Source organism: Ralstonia sp. OTU4908 (genome assembly GCF_038440115.1).
GTDB lineage: Bacteria > Pseudomonadota > Gammaproteobacteria > Burkholderiales > Burkholderiaceae > Ralstonia > Ralstonia pickettii.
Genome location: NZ_JASATD010000021.1, coordinates 25,694 through 41,259, shown reverse-complemented (window position 1 = coordinate 41,259; position 15,566 = coordinate 25,694). Strand labels below are relative to the sequence as shown.

The following is a 15,566-nucleotide window of genomic DNA, read 5'->3' as shown; positions in this document are numbered from 1 at the left end:
GCTGGACTTGGTTGGCGGCGTCCAGCTAAACCCCGAGCGCAGTACGGCCGGCTGCCAGCAGGATGGAGTCGTTCTGCGGCGTGTGAATGCGGCTGCACAGCACATCGCGATAGTGGCGCTCGAGCGGGTTGTGGCGCGACAGCCCGTGATTGCCGGACACCTGCAGCGCCAACTCCACGGCGCGGATCGCGTTGGTGGTGACCGTGTACTTGAGCAGCCCGCTGTCGGTGATGGAAAGCGGCGCGCCCGCATCGGCGGCTTCGGCTGCATGATCGAGCAGCACGCGGTTGGTTTGCAGCGCGGCGGCAACCTCGCCCACCACTTCCTGCATGCGCGGCAGCGTGGCCAGCGGCCCGCCCAGGTTGGCCGGTGCCCGCGTGTTCAGAAACTGGATGAGCCAGTCGCGCGCGGCCTGCGCCACAGCGTCGTACAGGCTGCCGAGCAGCACGTTCATCCAGGCTTGCTGGTCGAGTTGCGCGCCCGTGTCGGCTTGCGCGGCACTGTGCGCTGCCCATTCCGAAGCAGGGCGGATATCGACGGCGTGGTCGAGCGGAATCTCCACATCTTCGAGGATGACGTCGTGGCTGCCCGAGGCACGCAGGCCAAGGTGGTTCCAGGTTTCTTCGATGCGGATACCTGGTGTTTCCGGCAACGGGCGCGGCACGAGAAAGATCCCCACGCGCGGCTCGGCCTCATCGGTGCGGCCCCACACGGACAGCCAGCGCAGGGCAGGGCTGCCGGTGCTGTAGAGCTTGCGGCCTCGGATGCGCCAGCTGTTGCCCACGCGCGTTGCCACTGTGGCGGGCAAACCGCCGCGTGCGGGCGTGCCGAGGTCGGGCTCCACGCGCAGCGCGTTGATGAGCGCGCCTTCATTCAGCGCAGTCGCAAACACCTGTTGCCGAACATGCGCGGGCCAGCGCGTATCGGCACGCGCAATGGCGCGGTGCTGTAGGTACGTCATGGTCAGCACAAGCGCGGTGGCTGCATCGGCATGCGCGATGGACGCAATGATCTGGCGTGCCGTTTTCAGGCCCGCGCCGCCACCGCCATGCGTTTGCGGAATGACCTGCGCGATCAACCCCGAAGCATGCAGCAACGCAAAGTTTTCGTGCGGGAAGCTGCCGTGCAGATCGTGCTCTGCGGCGGACGCGGCCAGCTGCGGAGCAATGGTGGCCAGCACTTCGGCAAGCCGGTCGGGCGGCGTTGGCAGACGATGCAAGGGAGCAGGCGACATGGCGATGCAATGTGCGAAGCAGGTGACATTGGCGCACAGCGTATCCGGGTTGCCAGCCGTCACGAACGACCTATGCCGTATATGCAGCGTTGAAATTATTCGTTAGTGCAATGCAGGTGGTGACGTAACTTCATTCGCATTCATGGCGGGGCGCAACGCCTCGCAAGTCTTCTAACGATATGCGGAACGGAGCCAGAATGAGCGTCGATTTCATCGGCATGATCCAGAGCCAGAAGCAGTCGGAAATTCACCCGCCCGATCCGAACGGGCCCGTGATCGACCGCGATTACGTGCGTGCCTTTGCCCAGGCGCATGAGCAGGCAGGCTTCGACCGCATCCTGGTGCCGCATCACTCGACGGGCCCGTCGGCCACGCTCACGATTTCGTATGCAGCGGCGTTGACGGAGCGCATTCACTTCATGCTCGCGCACCGGCCCGGGTTTACCAATCCGACGCTGGCTGCGCGCCAGATCGCCACGCTGGACCAGTTCACCGGTGGCCGCCTGGGCGTGCACTTTATCTCGGGCGGGTCCGACAGCGAGCAACGTCGCGATGGCGACTACCTCGACCACGACCAGCGCTATGCGCGCACGGACGAATATCTCGGCATCCTGCGGCGCATCTGGACAGAATCGAAGCCGTTCGACCACGAGGGCGCTTTCTATCGCTTCGAGCAAGGCTTCTCCGAGGTGAAGCCCGCGCAGAAGCCGCATGTGCCGATCTACTTCGGAGGCGCATCCGATGTGGCCGTCGAAGTGGCCGGCAAGCATGCCGACGTGTACGCGCTGTGGGGTGAATCGCTCGACCAGGTGCGCGATCTGACGACGCGTGTGCGGGCCGAAGCCGCCAAGCACGGGCGCAGCATCCGGTTCTCGGTGTCGTTCCGCCCGATCCTGGCGGAAACCGAAGACGCCGCCTGGGCACGGGCAGAGAGCATCCTTGAGCGGACCCGCGCGCTGCGTGTGCAGCAGGGCTACAGCCGAGGCGGCCCGCAACAGAGCGAGGGCGCACGCCGCCTGCTCGCGGCGGCCGAACAAGGCGAGCGCGTCGACAAACGTTTGTGGACGGCCATCGCCAAGGAAACCGGTGGTCGTTCCAATTCCACCGCGCTGGTCGGCACGCCGGAGCAAGTGGCCGACGCGCTGCTCGACTACTACGACCTGGGCGTCACCACCTTCCTGATCCGCGGTTTTGATCCGCTGGAAGACGTGGTGGATTACGGGCGCACGCTCATCCCGCGTGTGCGCGAGCTGGTCGCGCAGCGTGATGCGCAGCGCAAGGCCGCGTGAGGCACGGGCATGAGCGCAGTCTTCTCCATCGAGCGCCCGGCATCGTCCACGCTCAAGCTGAACAGCACGCCGCAGCAGAAATTCTGGTTTGACCCGCCCGCCACGCGCCCCACGCTCGAGGCCGAGCGGCGCCATCGGCAGGAGCGCCTTGCGGGCGCGTTCCGCCTGTTTGCGCGGCACGGCTTCGACCTTGGGCTGGCGGGGCATATCACCGCACGCGATCCGGAGTTGACGGACCACTTCTGGGTCAACCCGCTGGGGGTGCATTTCTCACGCATCAAGGTGTCGGACCTGCTGCTTGTGAACGCGCGGGGCGAGACTGTCATCGGCAACCGGCCGCTCAACAAGGCGGCGTTTGCGATTCATGCGGCGATTCACGAAGCGCATCCGCACATCGTGGCTGCGGCGCACACCCATTCGACCTACGGCAAGGCGTGGTCGACGCTGGGCCGGCCGCTGGATCCGCTCACTCAGGACGCATGCTCGTTCTACGAAGATCACGCGCTGTTTGATGACTTCACCGGCATGGTGGTCGATTCCAGCGAGGGCGAGCGCATTGCGCATGCGCTCACCAAGCCTGACGGCGGCACGCACAAGGGCGCGATCCTGAAGAATCACGGCATTCTCACGGCCGGCCCGACCGTGGAAGCGGCGGCGTGGTGGTACATCGCGCTGGACAACGCTGCCCACACGCAATTGCTGGCCGAGGGCGCGGGCACCCCTCAGCCGATCGATGCCGCCACGGCGCGCCACACGCACAGCCAGGTGGGCGGACAGGAGGGTGCGCTGCACGCATTCGAGAGCCTTTACACCGGCCTGGTTTCGGCCGAGCCGGACGTGCTCGATTAAGCCGTCGCCTGACAGAACAGATCGAACACATCATCACGGGGAGCTTTCAATGAGCGAAGAGACCGCGGGCATCTCGCGCCGCAAGATATTGCACGCAGCGGCCGCCACGGCGCTGGCCGCACCGGCATTGATCCTGGGCCGCAAGGCCTACTCGCAACAGCGCAAGCTGACGTTTGCGTGGAACCAAAACTCGTTCTGCCTGACGCCCATCGTGGTGGCGCAGGAGCGCGGCTTCTTCGAAAAGAACGGGCTGCACGTCGATCTGATCAACTACAGCGGCTCGACCGATCAACTGCTCGAATCCATCGCCACAGGCAAGGCGGACGCTGCAGTCGGCATGATCCACCGCTGGCTCAAGCCGCTGGAGGCGGGCTTTGACGTGAAGATCATCGGCAGCTCGCATGGCGGTTGTGTGCGGCTTGTGGGTTCCAAGGCGGCAGGCGTCACGAACCTGGCGGCGCTCAAGGGAAAGACCGTGGGCGTGAGCGATCTTGCCGCGCCGGGCAAGCACTTCTTCACCATCCTGCTGGCCAAGAACGGGATTGACCCGGACAAGGACATCACCTGGCGACAGTACCCGGCCGACCTGCTGGGCGTGGCGGTGGACAAAGGCGAGATCCAGGCGATTGCCGACGGCGATCCGAACCTCTACCTGCTGGAGAAACGTACGAACGGCGCGTATGTGGAACTGGCCACGAACCTCTCCGGTGAATACGCACGCAAGGTCTGCTGCGTCATCGGCGCACGGGGCGAACTGGTGCGCAATGACCGTCCGGCAGCATCAGCACTGGCGCGTTCGATTGTGCAGGCCACGGACTTCGTCAACGAGAACCCGAATGAGGCCGCCAAGGTGTTTGCCAAGTATTCGCCCAAGGTGGCGCTGGACGACTTGCGCAAGCTCTACGCCACGCTCACGTACACGCATCACCCGACCGGCGTCGACCTGCGCGACGAGATCGCTTTCTACGCGGAAGACTTCCGCCGCATCGGCGTCATCAAGAAGACCACCGATCCGCAGCGCCTGGCACAGCACGTGTACGTGAATGTGCTGGCCTGACACACGGCACCTGAGCAGATGAGCAGATGAGCAGATGAGCACATGAGGAACACATCGACATGAGCACCATCCCGCAAACACTGGAGGCGCCCGCCGCGCTGTCCAACCCTTTTGCCGATGCCGTCGGGCGCGGAGGCGCATGGCGCACCGGCGCCGTGGCCGCATTGGCTTGGGCCGCCTTCGGCCTGCTGACGTGGCGCTGGCCCAATCACGTGGTCGGTTTCAGCGACTGGGCATTCACGGTGGAGTTGGGCGTTACCGCGTTGATCGTTGGCATTGCGCTGTTCGTGGTGGCGTTGGCGGCGGGCCATGTGTCCCCGTTGCGGCCCGTGCAGGAAGCGCTGCAGCCGGCCGGGCCGTGGTTGATCGCTGTGCCTGTGGTGCTGGCATTGTGGGAGGTGCTGACCGCCAAGTCCGGTGCATTGCCCACACCGTTCTTTGCGCCGCCGCAGGCATTGATCGAGGTGTATTCGGAAGACTGGCCGCGTCTGGGCGACAGCGTGCTGAATACGCTCAAGCTGCTCGGCATCGGCTATCTGCTCGGCGCGTTGACGGGCTTTCTGGTGGGCGTGTCGATCGGCTGGTCGCGCGCAGTGGGTTACTGGGTGCATCCGGTGCTGCGCATTCTCGGGCCGTTGCCGGCGACGGCGCTGTTGCCGATCACGTTCTACTTCTTCCCGTCGAGCTATTCGGCGGCGGCTTTCCTGATCGCCCTGGCTGCCGGTTTTCCGGTGGCGGTGCTCACGTGGTCCGGCGTGGCGGGCGTGAGCAAAAGCTACTACGACGTTGCCCGCACGCTGGGCGCATCCAACGCGTTCCTGGTGCTGCGTGTGGCGATTCCGGCAGCGCTGCCGCAGGTGTTTGTGGGGCTGTTCATGGGGCTGGGCGCGTCGTTCACGGTGCTGGTGACGGCGGAGATGATGGGCGTGAAGTCGGGCCTCGGCTGGTACCTGACCTGGGCGCAAGGCTGGGCATCGTACGTCAACATGTATGCCGCGCTGATTGTCATGGCGCTGCTGTTCTCCAGCATCATCACGCTGCTCTTCAAGGTGCGTGACCGCGCGCTGGTCTGGCAGAAGGGGACACTGAAATGGTAGCCGTGCTCGAACGCGAGGCGCCGCCTGCGGCCGCTGTCGGCGCACGCATCGACGTGCAGGGCGTCAGCCACTGGTTTGGCAGCCGCGCCAATCCGCTGCAGGTGCTCGACGGTGTGAGTCTGACCATACAGCCGGGCGAGTTCGTGGCGCTGCTTGGGCCGAGCGGTTGCGGCAAGTCCACCCTGCTGCGCCTGATCGCGGGGCTGGAACCGCCCACGCATGGCCGCATCCTGCAGGACGACAAGCCCATCAGCGAGCCCGACCCATCACGTGTGGTGGTCTTCCAGGACCCGACGCTCTATCCGTGGCGCCGCGTGTGGGACAACGTCGCGCTGGGCCTGCAAGCCCGCGGCGTGCTCAATGCAGAGCGTGACCGCGTGGACGACGCGCTGGAACGCGTGGGCCTGGGCGGCTTTCATCGGGCGTTTCCGCATGAGCTGTCGGGCGGCATGGCGCAACGTGTGGCGCTGGCGCGTGCGCTGGTCAACGATCCGCAGTTGCTGGTGCTGGACGAGCCGCTGGGCAAGCTGGATTCACTCACGCGGCTGGCCATGCAGAGCGAGCTGGTGACGCTGTGGCAACGCGCCCGCTTCTCGACCGTGCTGGTGACGCACGATGTGGAGGAGGCGCTGTTTCTGGCGCAGCGTGTGGTCATTTTCAGCCCGCGCCCGGCGCGCATCACGGCGGAACTGACGGTGGACCTGCCTTACCCGCGCCATCGCGGCGACCCGCGCTTGAGCGCGTTGCGGCACGAGGCGCTCGGTCATCTCGGCTTGGGTGAGACCTGGTAGATGGCGGCACCATCATGAGCGGACCGGAAGCGACGGTCTGGCTCAACGCGTTGCTTGGCTTTCTGCAATGGGCGCAGCACGGCGTGCTGGTGCTGCTGCACACGCTTGGGCTGACAGGCGAGGCGCACGGGCAGCCCGCGTGGCCATGGGATGTACGCATCGCCGGTGAAACCCTGCTGATCGATCTTGGGCAAGCGCGGCAACTTGGCCTGACGCTGATTGCCTCGATGCTCGCGTTGGTGGCCGTCGTGATCGCCGTGCTCGTGCGGCGGTGGCGGCCGGTGTTAACCGGCGTCGCGGCGGGCCTGCTTGTGGTGACGCCGTGGCCGTCGGCGGTTGTGGTGGCGCCCGCCGTGCCGACGAGTTTCCATGTCAGCCCGACGGCGTTTTCGGTGGCATCCATCACGCAGGGCACGCGCATCTACAACGCGGCCTGTGCAAGCTGCCACGGCGCAGATGGCCGAGGCGAAGGCCCCTTGGCGGCCACGCTCAGGCGCTGGCCGCCCACGGTGGTCGGCCCATTGCTTGGCCGTCATGCCGATGGCGAACTGTTCTGGCACGTCGCCCACGGCATGGTCGATACACAAGGCGCGTCCACCATGCCTGCATTTGCCGATCGATTGAGCGACGCCGATATCTGGGCGGTGCTCGACGCGATGAAGGTGCTGGCCGCGAGTGGTGGCGTGCGTGCCGGAGGCTGGCCTCTACCTGTGGCGCTGCCGGCGCTGTCCGTGCGTTGCGGGGATGCGCCGACTCAATCCTTGGCGACGTGGCGCAACGGCCAACGCGTGAGGGTGGTGGCGGTGGATTCGGCATCGAGACACGACATCCCGCTGGAAGATCCGCGTTTCCAGACGTTGCTGATCACGCCGGATGGCACGTTGCCACCGCCAACGCGCGCGTTCCAGGCGCGTTGCGTGGCGACAGGCGCCGACGCCTGGAGCGTCTTCGCCGCCATTGCCGGTGCTGCGCCGCAAGCGTTCTCCGGCACGCAGTTGCTGGCCGATCGCAACGGCTGGTTGCGCGCACGCGGCGCTCCGGGCACGACGTGGTCCGACGCCGATTTCCTGTGCACTTCGGCTGCGCGCGGAACCGCCCGCAGCACAAGCGGCCTCGATTCCTTGATAGCCCGCATGGACGCCGAACCGGTGCGCTATGTGAAAGGCGGCTTCATCCACTGACCCTCGACCGCATCGCTCCATCACCATGCCGCAACATCGACGACGTTTTCTGCAATCCACGCTGGCGCTCGCTGCCGCGCCTGCCTTGTCCATCGCGCAACCCCGCCTCGTGCTCAAGGCGGGCGACCAGAAGGGTGGCCTGCGCGCGCTGCTGGAAGCGGCCGACGCGCTCAAGGGCGTGCAGTACGACATCCAATGGACCGAATTTCCGGCGGCCGCACCGCTGGCCGAAGCGCTGAACGCAGGTGCGGTCGACCTGGGCCCGATTGGCGATGCGCCGGCCATCTTTGCCTTGGCGGCGGGTACGCGCATCAAGCTGATCGGCGCCAACCGATCGGACCCGTACGGCACGGCAGTGCTGGTGCGGCCCGATTCTCCGCTGAAGACCGCGGCAGACTTGAAGGGCAAATCCATCGGCACAAACCGCGGGTCGATCGGGCATTTCGTGGCGCTCAAGGCGTTGGAGTCGGCCGGGCTGGGTCCGGACGATGCCAACTTCCGCTTCCTGCCGCCGGCGGATGCCAAGCTTGCGCTGGTCAACGGGTCGATCGATGCGTGGTCAACGTGGGAGCCCTACACGGCGATGGCCGAAACGGCCAAGCATGCGCGCGTGCTCGTCAGCGGGCGCGGGTTGTGGTCGGGCCTCAGCTACCTGGCAGCGACCGACGCGGCCCTGACCGCCAAGCGCGACGCGCTGCGCGATTTCCTGCAGCGCGTGGTGCGCGCGCAGGTGTGGTCGTATCAGCATGTCGATAGCTTTTCAGCCACGCTGGCCCGCATCATCGGCATTGCGCCGGAGGCCGCGCGGCTGCAGTTTGCGCGGCGGCAGACCGTGTGGCGCGCCATCGATCCGCAGCTCATTGCCGAGCAGCAGCGCACGGCCGATTTCTACGTGAAGGTGGGCCTGCTCAAACAGCGGCTGGAAGTGGCCACCACGTTTGACACGGGGTTTCCGCTGGTTGCCTAGCGGGCGTTGCCCGAATGGGATTCCGCACTGGGTCGCGAGCCGCCATGCGGGCCCGCCGTACCCGGCGCTTCTGCGACGTTCTTGGGCAGGTTGGCGACCGGCGTGACGGCGTCTGGCGCGTTGTTGCCGCCCTTGCCAAAGCGCGCCGCCAGACGGTCCTGCACTGCGGTCAGCTGGGCCTGCTCCTGTGCTTTCTGGGCGCGCTCGGTCTCGGCCTGCTGGGCAGCGGCGGCTTGCTCAGCCGGCGTGGGCGGTGGCAGTTTGCCGTGAGCCTGGTGCGGTAGTGTCACCGCGCTCAAGCCGATGGCCACAGCGGCGGGCCACATGGCGGAGCGTCGATAGTTTTGGCGTGTTTGCGGCATGGAGGCCTCCTTGTCGAGGGATCGCCCCATGGCCTCAGCAAATGCGGTGCCGGGTGAATTCAGCGCCCCTCGGCAAGCGCGTTGTGCAGCACCTTCTTGAGCAGGTTGAAGACGGGGTTGTCGTTGTCCTTGCGATAGGCCATCCAGAGTTCGACCGGCTTGGCCGGCGTGGTGCGTACCGGGCGATAGACCACGCCCTCGAAGTGCAGCATGGCCGCCGCTGCGGGAATGAGCGCTACGCCGATGCCGGCACGCACCAGCGCCAGCATCGAGTGGATCTGACTGACGTATTCAACGATGTCGGGCAGCACCTCCGCGCGCTCCAGCAGGCTGCTGACCATCTGGTGGAAATAGCGCGCCTCGTATGGGGAATACATCAACAGCGGCTGGCCCTCGCAGTCGCGCAGGCTGGGGCGTTGCGGCCAACTGTCGGCCACGGCTTCCGGAAGGGCGATCACCAGCGCTTCCTGCGAGCACGGCACGGCAATCAGCTCGCCGTGCTCCACCGGCGGGCGCAGCAGGCCCACGTCGATCTCGCGCGCATCCAGCGCCGAGAGCTGCGCGCCGCTCACCATCTCCTTGAGCGTCAGCCGCACGCCCGGTGAAGCCGCCCGCACGGCGCTCACCAGCGAAGGCAACTTCCCATAGCCGACCGACGCGGTAAAGCCGATCGCCAATTGCCCGGCAGCCCCCGTCGCCACGCGCCGGGCCGTGGCCGCAGCTTCGTCCGCCAAGCGCAGGATGCGAGACGCATCGGGTAGAAAACTGCGCCCAGCCGCCGTCAGCTTGACCGAGCGGCTGTTGCGTTCCAGCAGTGCCGTACCGACCTGATGTTCGAGCAGCCGCACCTGGCGTGACAGCGGCGGCTGGGTCATGTGCAGGCGTTCTGCCGCGCGCCCAAAGTGCAGTTCTTCGGCCACGGCAACAAAGCAGCGGAGTTGGCTGAGTTCAAACATCGATTCAAAAACTGTATGGATAGAGTCAGTGCCTATCTTGAATCGGAAAGATCGCCGATGCAAGAATCGGCTCGGTCTTAGCGCATCGGCGCGGGAAATAGCGGACTTTCACTTTGGGAATGCGCTTTTTACGTGGGGGCCGAGGGCGCCGTGTGACGCGGCGATGAGCCGGCGCAGCCAGCCGCCACGTGCAGCCGCAGCATCCGCATCGTCGACTCAGGGAAGACCCTGTATCAATACAAGTTCTGTATCAATCGAGTCAGCAGTTGGCTTGGACTTGAATCAATCCCAATGCAAGAATTCGCTCACCAACAACACGCATTCATCACGAGCGAGACATGTCCCGATACAGCCCTAAAGAATTTGCCCAACAGATTGGCTCCGGTCTGCTGTCCTTTCCGATCACGCACTTCAAGGCGTCGGATCTGTCGTTCGACGAGGCCGCGTATCGCGCCAACCTGAACTGGCTGTTCAGCCACGAGGCCGCCGGCCTTTTTGCGGCGGGTGGCACGGGCGAATTCTTCTCGCTCACCGCAGCCGAGACGGACCACGTGGTGCGTGCTGCCGTGGCTGAAACCGCCGGCAAGATTCCGGTGATCGCCCCGGCCGGCCGCGGCACGGCCGAATCGATCGAATACTGCAAAGCCGCAGAAGCTGCCGGCGCCGACGGCATCCTGCTGCTGCCGCCGTATCTGACCGAAGCCTCTGCCGACGGCGTGGCCGCGCACGTGGAGCAGGTCTGCAAATCGACCAAGCTCGGCGTGATCGTCTACAACCGCGCCAACCAGGTCCTTGACGAGAACCACCTTGAGCGCCTGGCAGACCGCTGCCCGAACCTCGTCGGCTTCAAGGATGGCGTGGGCGATCTGGAACTGATGACGCGCATTTACGCCCGCCTCGGCGACCGCTTCACCTATGTCGGCGGCCTGCCGACGGCCGAAACCTTTGCGCTGCCGTACCTGACGATGGGCGTGACGACGTATTCGTCGGCCATCTTCAACTTCGTGCCCAAGTTCGCGCTAGAGTTCTACGCCGCCGTGCGCGCGTTCGACAATGCCAAGGTCTACAAGATGCTCAACGAGTTCGTGCTGCCGTACATCCAGCTGCGCAATCGCAAGCGGGGTTATGCGGTGTCGATCGTCAAGGCCGGTATGAAGGTCATCGGCCGTGACGCAGGTCCGGTCCGTGCTCCGTTGACCGACCTGACCGACGCCGAGATTGCAGAACTGTCGGCGTTGGTGTCGCGCGTTGCCGAAGTGGAAAAGCTGGCGGCCTGAGCGCAACCGAAAACACAAGGAATCCTTATGCAATTGAGCGGCGAACTGTTGTTGGGTGCTGCCCGCGTGGCGGGTGGTGCCGGCAAGGTTCGCGCCATGAACCCCGCCACCGGGGAATGGCTCGAACCTGAATTCACCCTGGCCTCCAAGGCCGAGGCCGCGCGTGCCGCTGAACTGGCCGCCGCGGCTTTTGACGTTTACCGCGAAACCGCGCCGGAAACCCGTGCAGCCTTTCTGGAAGCCATCGCCAGCCAGATCGAAGCGCTGGGCGATGCCTTGATCGAGCGCGCGATGGCCGAATCGGCATTGCCCCGTCCGCGTCTGGAAGGCGAGCGCGGCCGCACGTGCAATCAGCTGCGCTTGTTTGCAAGCGTGGTGCGTGCCGGTGATGCCGTGGGCGCACGCCTGGATTCGGCTCTGCCCGAACGCAAGCCGTTGCCGCGCTCGGACCTGCGCATGCGCCGCATTGCGCTGGGCCCGGTGGCCGTGTTCGGCGCGAGCAACTTCCCGCTGGCATTCTCGGTAGCGGGTGGCGATACCGCGTCAGCGTTGGCTGCGGGTTGTCCGGTGGTCGTCAAGGCGCATCCGGCGCATCCTGGTACGTCTGAACTCGTGGGTCGTGCCATTCAAGCGGCGGTGGCGCAATGCGGCCTGCCGGAGGGCGTGTTCTCGCTCATCCTGGCGGACAACGATGTGGCGGGCGCACTGGTGGCCGATCCGCATATTCAGGCAGTGGGCTTTACAGGCTCGCGTGCAGGCGGTCAGGCGCTGCTGCGCATTGCGCAGGCCCGTCCGCAGCCGATTCCGGTATATGGCGAGTTGAGCGCCATCAACCCCGTCTTCCTGCTGCCCGATGCACTGGCCAAGCGTGCTGCTGCGCTGGGTCAGCAGTACGTGGCGTCGCTGACGATGGGTGCGGGCCAGTTCTGTACGAACCCGGGCCTGCTGCTCGCCATCGACGGGCCGGAACTGGATGCCTTTGAGGCGGCCGCCGCTGCGGCCATGGGCGGCGTGGCCGCGCAGCCGATGCTCACCGCAGGCATCCACAGCGCCTACACACGTGGCGTCGACAAGCTGGCCTCCGAGGCCAACGTGCGCTGCGTCGCGCGCGGGCAAGACAGCGACCAACCCAACCGCGGGCAAGCCGGCTTCTACATCACCGATGCGAAGAGCTTCCAGGCGCAACCGGCGTTGCACGACGAGATCTTCGGCGCCACCGGCCTCGTCGTGCGCTGCCGCGATGCGGACGAGTTGCGGGCGCTTGCCGAATCGCTTGAAGGCCAGCTGACGGCCACGCTGCATCTGGATGCGGGCGACACGGCGATCGCGCGTTCGCTGCTGCCGATTCTGGAACGCAAGGCGGGGCGCATTCTGGCCAATGGCTGGCCAACCGGTGTTGAGGTGTGCCACGCCATGGTGCACGGCGGGCCGTGGCCGGCAACGACGGATGCACGCACGACTTCGGTCGGCACGGCGGCCATCGAGCGCTTCCTGCGCCCGGTGTGCTACCAGGATCTGCCGGCTGAACTGCTGCCCGAAGCGTTGCAAGACGGCAACCCGCTGAAGCTCCGCCGTCTGGTGGATGGAAGCTGGGCGTGAAGCCGTAGCAGTCGATTAGAAAAAAACAACACGCCGGGCCGCACAGGACCCGGCGACTTGATCCTGCCGGCACGGCTGGTGCCGGCGCAAGGAGGAGACGATGGACATCAAGGCCCCCGCAGTGGGAGCGCAGGCCGTGCCGCGCACTGAGCGCATGAGCCGCGTGCGTTTCGTGATCCTCGCGATGCTGTTTATCGTGACGACCATCAATTACGCCGATCGGGCGACCATCTCCATTGCCGGCTCGGCCATGCAGAAGGAACTCGGCATCGATGCCGTGTCGCTTGGCTACATTTTTTCGGCGTTCGGCTGGGCATATGTGATCGCGCAGATTCCGGGCGGCTGGCTGCTCGACCGCTTCGGTTCGAAACGCGTTTACACGTTCAGCATTCTGCTGTGGTCGGTCTTCACGCTGGCGCAGGGAGCGATCGGCTTTTTTACCGGCGCTGCCGCCATCGCCATGGTGTTCTGCCTGCGCTTTCTGGTGGGCGCAGCCGAGGCGCCGTCCTTCCCAGCGAACAGCCGCATCGTGGCTGCATGGTTTCCAGCCAACGAGCGGGGCACCGCAGCGGCCATCTTCAACTCTGCGCAGTACGCCGCCACGGTGGTGTTTGCCCCGCTGATGGCCTGGCTGGTGCACGCGTTCGGCTGGCATCACGTGTTTATCGTGATGGGCGTGATCGGCATCGTCATGGCGATCGTGTGGAGAACCTTCGTGCACGAACCGAAGGACCACCCTGGCGTCAACCGTGCCGAAATCGAATACATCGAAGCCGGCGGCGGCCTGGTGAACATGGATCGCGCGGGTGTGGCCAAGACCGAGGGCCCGAAGCTCGGCTACGTGAAGCAGCTCCTGCAGAACCGCATGCTGATGGGTGTGTACATCGCGCAGTACTGCATCAATGCGCTTACGTACTTTTTCATCACGTGGTTCCCGGTGTATCTGGTGCAGGCGCGCGGCATGTCGATCCTGAAGGCGGGCTTCGTCGCGTCGATCCCGGCGGTGTGCGGCTTCCTGGGCGGCATTCTGGGCGGGATCATCTCAGACGCGCTGCTTCGGCGTGGTGCCTCGCTTTCGGTGGCGCGCAAGGTGCCCATCGTGCTGGGCATGCTGCTCTCCATGACCATGGTGATCTGCAACTACGTCGACGCGCAGGCCATCGTGGTGGCGGTGATGGCGCTGTCGTTCTTCGGCAAGGGCCTCGGTGCGCTGGGCTGGGCGGTGAACTCCGATACGGCGCCTAAGCAGATCGCCGGCTTGTCGGGCGCGCTGATGAACACGTTCGGCAACCTGTCGAGCATCACCACGCCCATCGCCATCGGTTACATCGTCAACACCACGGGTTCGTTCAACGGTGCGCTGGTGTACGTGGGGATCCACGCGCTGGTCGCCATCGTCTGCTACCTGTTCATGGTGGGCGAGATCAAGCGTGTGGAACTGAAGCCGCTGTAAGCCACGGGAGCCTCGTAAGTGACGTTGCAATCGATCGAGTCCGGCGCACGCACCTACACACCGCGGGTGACGGAGATGCAGGTGATTCCGGTCGCGGGCCACGACAGCATGCTGCTGAACCTGTGCGGCGCGCATGCTCCGTTCTTTACGCGCAACCTCGTGATCCTGAAGGACAACGCCGGGCGTACCGGCGTGGGCGAGGTGCCGGGCGGGGAGGGCATCCGCCAAGCGCTGGAGCGTGCGATTCCGCTGGTGGTCGGTCAATTGATCGGTCGTACCAACGGCGTGCTGAACAACGTTCGCCGCGCGCTGGCCGGCGGCGGCAATGCCGCGCATCAGGCGACAGTGCACCAGGTGACCTCCGCTTCGGAAGCGGCCGTGCTGCGCCAGCCGCACGAGATCAACCTGCGCATGGACAACGTCATCACGGCGGTGGAAGCGGCGCTGCTCGATCTGCTTGGCCAGTTTCTGGAGGTGCCGGTGGCAGAGCTGCTCGGTGCCGGGCAGCAGCGCGATAGCGCCCCGATGCTCGCCTATCTGTTCTACGTGGGCGACCGTCGCAAGACCGATCTGCCGTATCTGGATGGCGCGAACGGCACCGACGACTGGCTGCGCCTGCGCCACGAAGCCGCGATGACGCCCGACGCCATCGCGCGCCTGGCCGAAGCCGCCACCGCGCGTTACGGTTTTGCCGATTTCAAGCTCAAGGGCGGCGTGATGCACGGTGCGGATGAGATGGAAGCGATTGCGGCCATCAAGGCGCGCTTTCCGCACGCCCGCGTCACGCTGGACCCGAACGGCGCGTGGTCGCTCAACGAGGCGATTGCGCTGTGCAAGGGCCAAGGCCATCTGCTGGCCTATGCCGAAGACCCGTGCGGCCCCGAAGCCGGCTATTCGGGCCGCGAGGTGATGGCGGAGTTCAAACGTGCCACCGGCATCCCGACGGCCACCAACATGATCGCCACCGACTGGCGCCAGATGGGCCACGCCGTGCAATTGCACGCGGTCGATATTCCGCTGGCCGATCCGCATTTCTGGACCATGCAAGGCTCCGTGCGCGTGGCGCAGTTGTGCGTCGAGTGGGGCCTGACGTGGGGCTCGCATTCCAACAACCACTTCGATGTGTCGCTGGCGATGTTCACGCATGTGGCCGCCGCGGCGCCCGGCAACATCACGGCCATCGATACGCACTGGATCTGGCAGGAAGCCGAGGAGCGCCTGACGCACGAGCCGCTGCGCATCCATGGCGGCCACGTGGCCGTGCCGGAGCGCCCGGGCCTCGGCATCGAAATCGACATGGAGCGCGTCATGGCAGCCCATGCGCTGTACAAGACTATAGGCCCCGGCGCGCGTGACGACGCCATGGCCATGCAATACCTCGTGCCGGGCTGGACGTATGACCCGAAACGTCCGAGCCTGGGGCGTTGAAACAAAACCCGTTTGAATCAATCACG

At 65.7% G+C, this 15,566-nt stretch carries 14 protein-coding genes; 11 read left to right on the top strand and 3 right to left on the bottom strand.

Annotation, left to right across the window (positions count from 1 at the left end; all coding sequences use genetic code 11):
* Window positions 1-25 precede the first annotated feature (25 nt).
* On the bottom strand, window positions 26-1,234 hold the full coding sequence (locus tag AAHM38_RS17390; protein WP_116576027.1) for an acyl-CoA dehydrogenase family protein: 1,209 nt from the start codon (window positions 1,232-1,234) through the stop codon (window positions 26-28).
* Between the two features lie 197 nt (window positions 1,235-1,431).
* On the opposite strand from AAHM38_RS17390, the gene AAHM38_RS17385 reads away from it, so the two are divergent.
* The 7 genes from AAHM38_RS17385 to AAHM38_RS17355 are packed head-to-tail and all read left to right on the top strand — an operon-like array spanning window position 1,432 to window position 8,465.
* On the top strand, window positions 1,432-2,523 hold the full coding sequence (locus AAHM38_RS17385) for an LLM class flavin-dependent oxidoreductase (protein WP_116575999.1): 1,092 nt from the start codon (window positions 1,432-1,434) through the stop codon (window positions 2,521-2,523).
* Window positions 2,524-2,532: 9 nt separating this feature from the next.
* On the top strand, window positions 2,533-3,372 hold the full coding sequence (locus AAHM38_RS17380) for a class II aldolase/adducin family protein (protein WP_116575998.1): 840 nt from the start codon (window positions 2,533-2,535) through the stop codon (window positions 3,370-3,372).
* Between the two features lie 49 nt (window positions 3,373-3,421).
* Window positions 3,422-4,429, top strand: a complete 1,008-nt coding sequence (locus tag AAHM38_RS17375; RefSeq protein ID WP_065854764.1) for an ABC transporter substrate-binding protein — start codon at window positions 3,422-3,424, stop codon at window positions 4,427-4,429.
* A gap of 59 nt (window positions 4,430-4,488) precedes the next feature.
* Complete coding sequence (locus AAHM38_RS17370) at window positions 4,489-5,526, top strand: ABC transporter permease (RefSeq protein WP_116575997.1); 1,038 nt, start codon at window positions 4,489-4,491, stop codon at window positions 5,524-5,526.
* Window positions 5,520-6,317, top strand: coding sequence for an ABC transporter ATP-binding protein (locus AAHM38_RS17365; protein ID WP_116575996.1), 798 nt, complete (start codon window positions 5,520-5,522; stop codon window positions 6,315-6,317). Before AAHM38_RS17370 ends, AAHM38_RS17365 begins: the two co-directional genes overlap by 7 nt.
* Before the next feature lie 14 nt (window positions 6,318-6,331).
* Window positions 6,332-7,498 (top strand): c-type cytochrome, encoded by a 1,167-nt coding sequence (locus AAHM38_RS17360; protein WP_116575995.1) that lies wholly within the window; start codon window positions 6,332-6,334, stop codon window positions 7,496-7,498.
* Window positions 7,499-7,523: 25 nt separating this feature from the next.
* A complete protein-coding gene (locus AAHM38_RS17355; protein WP_116575994.1) occupies window positions 7,524-8,465 on the top strand; it encodes an ABC transporter substrate-binding protein in 942 nt (313 codons plus the stop codon).
* Here the strand turns inward: AAHM38_RS17355 and AAHM38_RS17350 are convergent.
* Together AAHM38_RS17350 and AAHM38_RS17345 are read right to left on the bottom strand one after the other, a co-directional pair.
* Window positions 8,462-8,827, bottom strand: a complete 366-nt coding sequence (locus AAHM38_RS17350; RefSeq protein WP_116575993.1) for a hypothetical protein — start codon at window positions 8,825-8,827, stop codon at window positions 8,462-8,464. The two genes, AAHM38_RS17355 and AAHM38_RS17350, sit on opposite strands and share 4 nt — an antisense overlap.
* 59 nt (window positions 8,828-8,886) lie before the next feature.
* Window positions 8,887-9,783 carry a LysR substrate-binding domain-containing protein gene (locus AAHM38_RS17345; protein WP_116575992.1) on the bottom strand — a complete coding sequence of 299 codons (897 nt, stop codon included), beginning with the start codon at window positions 9,781-9,783 and terminating at the stop codon, window positions 8,887-8,889.
* Window positions 9,784-10,121: 338 nt separating this feature from the next.
* Here AAHM38_RS17345 and kdgD point away from each other — a divergent pair, with 338 nt between their 5' ends.
* The 4 genes from kdgD to AAHM38_RS17325 all read left to right on the top strand — a co-directional run bounded on the left by kdgD (window position 10,122) and on the right by AAHM38_RS17325 (window position 15,540).
* Window positions 10,122-11,060 carry a 5-dehydro-4-deoxyglucarate dehydratase gene (gene kdgD / locus AAHM38_RS17340; protein WP_116575991.1) on the top strand — a complete coding sequence of 313 codons (939 nt, stop codon included), beginning with the start codon at window positions 10,122-10,124 and terminating at the stop codon, window positions 11,058-11,060.
* A 27-nt stretch (window positions 11,061-11,087) separates the two neighbouring features.
* Complete coding sequence (locus AAHM38_RS17335) at window positions 11,088-12,659, top strand: aldehyde dehydrogenase (NADP(+)) (protein WP_065854748.1); 1,572 nt, start codon at window positions 11,088-11,090, stop codon at window positions 12,657-12,659.
* A 100-nt stretch (window positions 12,660-12,759) separates the two neighbouring features.
* The gene (locus AAHM38_RS17330) at window positions 12,760-14,112 is read left to right on the top strand and encodes an MFS transporter (protein WP_065854746.1); all 1,353 of its coding nucleotides are present in this window, start codon (window positions 12,760-12,762) and stop codon (window positions 14,110-14,112) included.
* An 18-nt stretch (window positions 14,113-14,130) separates the two neighbouring features.
* Window positions 14,131-15,540 (top strand): enolase C-terminal domain-like protein, encoded by a 1,410-nt coding sequence (locus AAHM38_RS17325; RefSeq protein ID WP_116575990.1) that lies wholly within the window; start codon window positions 14,131-14,133, stop codon window positions 15,538-15,540.
* The last annotated feature ends 26 nt before the right edge of the window (window positions 15,541-15,566 follow it).